General features: G+C 56.6%; 6 protein-coding genes. All 6 read left to right on the top strand.

Going from position 1 to position 7,086, the window contains the following annotated elements; all coding sequences use genetic code 11:
• The coding region (locus K341_RS0105855; RefSeq protein WP_026762155.1) for an IS256 family transposase at positions 1-284 on the top strand (284 nt) is incomplete at its 5' end.
• A 241-nt stretch (positions 285-525) separates the two neighbouring features.
• Entirely contained in the window at positions 526-1,866 is a 1,341-nt protein-coding gene (locus K341_RS0105850) for an MFS transporter (protein ID WP_026762154.1), read from the top strand.
• Between the two features lie 117 nt (positions 1,867-1,983).
• Complete coding sequence (locus K341_RS0105845; RefSeq protein WP_026762153.1) at positions 1,984-3,990, top strand: SpoIVB peptidase S55 domain-containing protein; 2,007 nt, start codon at positions 1,984-1,986, stop codon at positions 3,988-3,990.
• Positions 3,991-4,012: 22 nt separating this feature from the next.
• Entirely contained in the window at positions 4,013-5,290 is a 1,278-nt protein-coding gene (gene murA, locus K341_RS0105840) for a UDP-N-acetylglucosamine 1-carboxyvinyltransferase (protein WP_009349282.1), read from the top strand.
• 73 nt (positions 5,291-5,363) lie between these two features.
• A complete protein-coding gene (gene scfA, locus K341_RS12285; RefSeq protein ID WP_006691237.1) occupies positions 5,364-5,501 on the top strand; it encodes a six-cysteine ranthipeptide SCIFF in 138 nt (45 codons plus the stop codon).
• A gap of 174 nt (positions 5,502-5,675) precedes the next feature.
• On the top strand, positions 5,676-7,082 hold the full coding sequence (gene scfB / locus K341_RS0105830) for a thioether cross-link-forming SCIFF peptide maturase (protein WP_026762152.1): 1,407 nt from the start codon (positions 5,676-5,678) through the stop codon (positions 7,080-7,082).
• The last annotated feature ends 4 nt before the right edge of the window (positions 7,083-7,086 follow it).

Genomic DNA, 7,086 nt, shown 5'->3' with positions numbered 1-7,086 from the left:
CCATGCGGAGATGGTATGATCATTGGGACGTCATAACACCGATATTCAAGTTCTCTATGGGTGTTCGCACCGCATTTTATACCACGAATATCATAGAGAGTCTTAATGCATCATACCGCAGATTAAATCGACAACGGAGCGTATTTCCTAGTGCACAAGCGTTATTAAAGGTTCTTTATTTGACGACGTTTGAAGCCACTAAGAAATGGACGATGCCGATAAAGAACTGGGGTAAAATCCGAGGCGAACTGGCGATTATGTATCCTAACAGATTGCCTGATTAACACTTGCACACATCATAGAAGATCCGATTTACAGACTTTTCTTCACAGACTCTCACGGGCTTTTTTGTTTTGTCGTCAGCGGTTTTTCCTTTCAATTGTAGTTTTCCTTTGAAAAACAGGGAAATACGACCTCTTGCAATATTGAGCACACAGGACTATAATAGCGGTCAACTTAGGCAGTGTTTATTTTTGACGGTCTAGGTGTCGGCTTTTATATAGACCTTGAAGGGAGGCCTTCTCTATGATTTTGGATCGTTTGGAATATCTGCCGCTCGGCAGCTTCCAATACAAGCTCCTCGCCGTTACGGGGCTTGGCTGGCTATTCGATGCGATGGATACGGGGCTCATCGCATTTGTTTTGCCCGTGCTCGCGCGGGAATGGTCGCTTTCGCCCGCACAGACCGGATGGATCGGGTCGATTGGTCTCATCGGTATGGCGCTTGGCGCCGTGCTTGCGGGGACGATTGCGGATCGTATCGGCCGTAAACAGGTGTTTACGCTCACGGTTTTGCTGTACAGTATTTCGACGGGGCTTTGTGCAATCGCATGGAATTATGAATCGCTGCTTGTTTTTCGCTTTCTTGTCGGATTTGGGCTCGGCGGAGAGCTGCCGGTCGCGGCAACGCTCATGAGCGAATATGCGCCGGCACATCTGCGCGGTCGTTTCATCGTACTATTGGAGAGCTTTTGGGCGCTCGGATGGCTCGCGGCGGCGTGTATCGCGTATTTGCTGATTCCGGTGTACGGTTGGCAGGCGGCGTTTGTCATTGGCACATTGCCCGCGCTGTACGTATTCGTTCTGCGTCTGCATATGCCGGAGTCAGTTCGCTATCTGCTCTCGAAAGGCCGCGTGGATGAGGCAAAAGAGATCATTCGCGCGATTGAGCGTCAGCTGAAGCTGCCGGAAAAACCCTTCCTCGATCAGCTTGCGCCGCAGACGGTGCAGGCAGAGACAGTCGAGACGCCCGGATTCCCGGCGCTCTGGGCGAAGGGGATGCGGCAGCGGACGATCATGCTGTGGTGCGCGTGGTTCGGCATTGTGTTCAGCTACTACGGCATCTTTATGTGGCTGCCGTCCATCGTCTATGCACAGGGGTTCGAGATTGTCAAGACGTTTGAATATGTTCTCATGATGACGCTCGCGCAGTTGCCCGGCTACTATGCGGCGGCATGGCTGGTCGATGTCATCGGACGCCGCTATACGCTCGGTCTTTTCCTCTTGATGAGCGGCGTGTGCAGTTTCTTCTTCGGCAACGCGGGCAGCGTCGCGGCGCTCCTCATGTGGGGCGCGGCGATGAGTTTCTTCAATCTCGGCGCGTGGGGCGTTATTTATACCTATACGCCGGAGCAATATCCGACATCGATGCGTGCGCTCGGCAGCGGCTGGGCGGCCGGATTCGGCCGCATCGGCGGCATGATTGCGCCGATGCTTGTCGGCGTCATGATCGCGCAGTCGTTTCCGCTGCAGAATATCTTTTTAATGTTTGCGTCGGTTTTTGTGCTGATTTCCGCCACGGTTGTCCTGCTTGGCAAGGAGAGCAAGCAGCGGACGCTTGAGGAGTTGGAGCATTCGCTCGGTTAATTATCTTGCCTGCCGGCTCTATCCTGCCGCATGAAAAAACTAGCGAAAAATTTCCGTCTGTGCTACAATAGAGCGAATCAACTCTATTGCAGTACAGATTTTTTTTGAGGTGACATTTTGCGAAAGAATTTGAAGCGCTTTCTTGCGGCGTCTCTTTTTGCGTTTTCTTTGAACTTTGCTGCGCCGAGCGTCCATGCGATGCCTCCGATTCTTCCCTATGAGGAAGTGACGGAGGGGATGCAGGGGACTGCGTACACGGTGCTCGATACGTCGGGTGAGATTCGTACGTTTCCGATTGAGATCATTGGGCGCATGGAGAGCGGTAAAGGCTCTCAGCGGATGATCATGGCGCGGACAAGCGGTGATTTTATTGAGCATGTCGGCGGCGTTCTGCAAGGGATGAGCGGCAGCCCCATCTATGTTGACGGTCGTCTTATCGGCGCGCTTGCGGCAGGGCTGAAAGATCTCAGTCCTTATACTTTTTTCATTACGCCGATTGAGGACATGACGCCTCTTTGGGATATGCCCGATACGAAGAATCAAACACGGATTCAGACGGTGAATATTGTCGAGGCGGTTGAGGCGCGCCGGAAAGCAGAGGAAAAGGAAAAACTGCGTGCGCGCGAAAAGGCTGTTGGAAAGATGTCGCGTGCGGAGCGTGAGGCAGAGTGGCGCGATATGATCGATGCGCTCACCGGTAAGAAGGCGGACGATACAAAAGGTACAGAGGAGACCTCTGAAGGAACAAACGAAGCGCCTGAAGAGAACACGCCGGCACAGAGCGAGACGGCGGAACAGGGCAAGACGGAGGAGAAGGCGTATTTCTTTACGCGTGGATTCAATGCGGCGGGGCTGCGTTATTTGGAAAAGAACCTGCCCGCCGGGACGACGTTCATTCCTCTCGGTACGACGGGAGACAGCGGTAAGATACATACGCGCTACGATGCGACGCTTGAGGGCGGTCAGCCAATCGGCGTTGCCGTTGTCTACGGTGATTTCAGCATCGGTGCGACGGGAACGGTTACGGCGGTCGACGGAAAAAAGGTCGTTGCCTTTGGGCACTCGTTCATGCATAAGGGAAATGTCAACTATTTCATGACAGATGCCGATGTCATCGGGACGATTGCGGGGCAGAGCAACGGCGTTAAGATTGCCAATATCGGCAGCGTGATCGGGCGCATCAGCCAGGATCGCGAGACCGGAGTAGCGGGGATGCTCGGCACGTTCCCGACGGCGGTGCCCGTGCGCATTCATGTGAAGGACGATGCGCTCGGCACAGAGGAGACATTCGGGGCGCAGATCGCCTATGACGAGGATTTTCTCCCTGTGCTCTCCAGCAGCATCGCCTATGCCGCAATGAGCAAAGTGTCGGATGCGCTCGGCAGCAGCACGGCGCGCATTCACTTTACGATTCGGACGAACGCCTACGAAAACGGAGTGTTTGAGCGGCGCAATATGTACTACAACACGGCGGATGTCGGGCAGATCGCAGTCACGGAGCTACTGCAGGCGCTTGGGACAATCGTCACGAATGCGGAGAAGGAATCCGACATCGTCGATGTGAATGTGGACGTCGAGCTCACCGGTGACCGCCAGACGGCGCTGCTGGTCTCGGCTACCCCGGATAAAACGACTGTAAAGCCCGGGGAAACGGTGACGTTTCAAACGAAGATCCGTCCGTATCGAAAACCTGAGGAAACACTTTCCATCCCTTACAAAGTACCGAAAGATCAGGTACCCGGCACGCTGAACCTTGATATTCGCGGCGGGGGATTTGTCCCCGTATCGCCGCTTGCACTGCTTGCACAAGCAGGGCTTGAGGTGCCGGACGACGAAGAGCGGTTCAAGACGACGGAAGAAAAACTGCGCGATCTCGCGGAAACAGGGCAGAACAACGAGGTCATCATTGCGCCCGGTGCCGCACCCGCACCTGCTTCCGAGAAAGAGCTGAAAAAGCGTATCAAGGAAGCAGCCAAGGCATCGGCGCGCGCGGCGAAGAAAGAACAAACGCAGGGCGGTGTGAAGCTCCTCGCGGATGAGAAGAAGCGTGAGAAAAAAGAGAGATTCTTTGCGCCCTATGTGATCGAAAATGTCATACATGCAAGTCTCAAGGTAGAGGAATAGCCGCATAGGAGGAAAACGGCGAATGGAACAACTGGTCATTCATGGAGGGAGACCCTTGTGCGGACGCGTCAAGATCGGCGGGGCAAAGAACGCGGTTCTGCCCATCATTGCGGCGGCGCTGCTTGGCAGCCGCGGCGTATCGGTGCTGGACGATGTGCCTGCGCTTGAGGACGTCTATACGATTTCCGCTGTCTTACGTTCGCTTGGCGTCTCTGCCGACTATGCGGCGGCGGAGCATCGGTTAAAGATCGACGCCACGCGCATCGGTACGACATCAGCCCCCTATGAGCTCGTGCGCAAGATGCGTGCTTCCTTCCTCATCATGGGACCTCTGCTTGCGCGTGAGGGACGTGCGGAGATATCGCTCCCCGGCGGCTGTGCGATCGGCACGCGTCCCATCGACCTGCATCTCAAGGGCTTTGAGGCACTTGGCGCGCAGGTTGACATCACACAGGGCGCAATCCATGCGAGTGCACCGAACGGGCTGAAGGGCGCGAATATTTACTTTGACTTCCCGAGTGTCGGAGCGACTGAGAACGTCATGATGGCCGCGTCCTGCGCCGAGGGGCAGACAATTCTCGAAAATCCTGCGATGGAGCCCGAGATTGTTGACCTCGCGAACTATCTGAACGTCATGGGGGCGCACATCCGCGGCGCCGGGACGAACCGTATCAAGATCGACGGCGTACCGGGACTTTCGGCGGCGGACTATACCATCATCCCCGATCGTATCGAGGCGGGGACGTACATGGTAGCGGCAGCAATGACACGCGGCGACGTCTACATCGAGAATGCCATCAGCGAGCATCTGAAACCCGTCGTGGCAAAACTCCAAGAGGCCGGGGCGATGATCGAGGAGAGCATCGAAGGCATCCGTGTCCGGGCGGAGCAGCCCATGCGGGCGATCGATCTGAAGACGATGCCATACCCGGGGTTCCCGACAGATATGCAGGCGCAGTTCATGGCGATGCTTGCCGTCGCGGAGGGGACAAGCACGGTGACGGAGACCGTCTTTGAGAACCGGTTCATGCACGTCGAGGAACTCGTGCGTATGGGTGCACAGATTCGCGTGGACGGCCGCACGGCGACCGTGGAGGGCACGGCGGCGCTGCACGGCGCTCCCGTGCGTGCGACTGATCTGCGCGCAGGTGCGGCGATGGTGCTCGCGGGACTCGTCACCGAGGGCGAGACGCGCGTCGGATATATCCATCATATCGATCGCGGCTACGACGATCTCGTGGCAAAACTCGTCGCGCTCGGTGCGGATATTGAGAGACGCGAAGCGGAATGGACAGAATAATAAAAAGTTCTTGCATAAATATGATTTATGCGATAAAATTAAGTGACAATGACCGATTGAGGAGGAATGAATCATGAAACACATCAAGACGGTCAACAAGCCGACGATGCAGTCGACGCTCTACACGGGCGGCTGCGGCGAGTGTCAGGCATCCTGCCAGTCCGCCTGCAAGACTTCGTGCACAGTAGGCAATCAGCCCTGCGCGAAGTAATCGGCGGCGGGTGACGAAGCTGCCGCATCGGCGAGCCTATCGCAGAGCGGCAGTTTTGTTTTTTCATCGCATCATATCGATTTATGCCGCCCCCCGGTAGCGGCACGGCGACGCCGTGCCCTTTGCCGATAGAGGGCGGCATATCTTTTGTAGTGTTACGTATAAGGAGAAATAATGAAAGTCCGAACGCATAAGTTCAAGCAGAACGGTATGCATATCCTCGTCGATGTCAACAGCGGCGCTGTCCACGTCATCGACGAGATGATCTACGACATCATGGACGACTTTGACGGGACGAACGACGAGGCGGTTGCCGCACGTCTCGCGGGACGCTATCCTGCGGCGGAGCTGCGCGAGGCGATCGGGGAGCTGCATGAGCTCATGGCGGCGGGGGCGCTCTTTGCTCCCGATATCGACGTGCCGCCGACGTTCAAGTCGCGCGGTCTTGTGAAATCCCTCTGTCTCATGGTCGCGCAGGACTGCAATCTGCGCTGCAAATATTGTTTCGGCGACGGCGGCAGCTACGGCGGGCACCGCGCAATCATGTCGCCCGAGGTCGGGCGCGCGGCGGTCGATTTCATCATCAATGGCTGCGGCCCGCGCAAACACTGTGAGATCGATTTCTTTGGCGGCGAGCCGTTGATGAATCTGCGCACGGTCAAGGAAGTGACGGCGTATGTACGTAAACGCGAGCAGGAATCCGGCAAGGAGTTCAAGCTGACGCTCACGACGAACGGGATGCTCCTCTCGGATAAAAATATCGCGTGGCTGAACGACAATAACATCTCCGTCGTCCTCTCCTCGGACGGGCGGCGTGAGGTGCATGACAGTATGCGCCCCGATTCCGCCGGACAGGGGACGTACGACATCGTGATGCGCAACTTCCGCAAACTCGTCGAGGCACGCGGCGGCAACGACTATTATTTGCGCGGCACCTATACGCGCGAGAACCTCGACTTTACGAAGGACGTGCTCGCACTGAACGAGGCGGGGTTTGACATCCTTTCGATGGAGCCTGTCGTGCTGAAGGACAGTCCGCTCGGCTTTACCGAGGAGGACTTGCCGCGCATTTATGAGGAGTATGACCGCCTCACGGAGACCTATCTGAACCGCGTGCGCGAGGGGAAGGGGTTCTTCTTCTTTCATTTCAACATGGATCTCAATCACGGACCCTGTGTCGCGAAGCGCCTTGCCGGCTGCGGCGCGGGGCACGAATACTATGCCGTCGCCGAGAACGGCGACCTCTACCCCTGCCATCAGTTCGTCGGACGCGAGGGCTACCGGCTCGGCTCGGTATTCACGGGCGTTGAGAGCATGGAGCTCCCGACGTATTTCCGCAATTCCCACGTCCTCAATAAGCCGCTCTGCCGTGACTGCTGGGCGCGGTTCTATTGCAGCGGCGGCTGCCATGCGAACGCTGACCTCTTCCACGGCGATATTCGCCACCCGTACGAGGTAGGGTGCGAGATCCAGAAGAAACGCCTTGAGTGTGCGATTCTCGTGCAGGCGGTGTTGGCGCTGGAGAAAGAGGAAGCAGAAGCGGGGGCGGCATCCGAAGCAGAACCTATGAGTATGGCGTGAAGGC

It is taken from the genome of Centipeda artemidis DSM 19719, assembly GCF_000426665.1.
Taxonomy (GTDB): Bacteria; Bacillota; Negativicutes; order Selenomonadales; family Selenomonadaceae; genus Centipeda; species Centipeda artemidis.
The sequence above is the reverse complement of the archived record's forward strand: the minus strand, read 5'-3'. Positions and strand labels throughout refer to the sequence as shown.

Coding starts and splice junctions, on each gene's coding strand:
- K341_RS0105850 (WP_026762154.1), top strand. CDS start 526: ATGATTTTGGATCGTTTGGAATATCTGCCGCTCGGCAGCTTCCAATAC.
- murA (WP_009349282.1), top strand. CDS start 4,013: ATGGAACAACTGGTCATTCATGGAGGGAGACCCTTGTGCGGACGCGTC.
- scfA (WP_006691237.1), top strand. CDS start 5,364: ATGAAACACATCAAGACGGTCAACAAGCCGACGATGCAGTCGACGCTC.
- scfB (WP_026762152.1), top strand. CDS start 5,676: ATGAAAGTCCGAACGCATAAGTTCAAGCAGAACGGTATGCATATCCTC.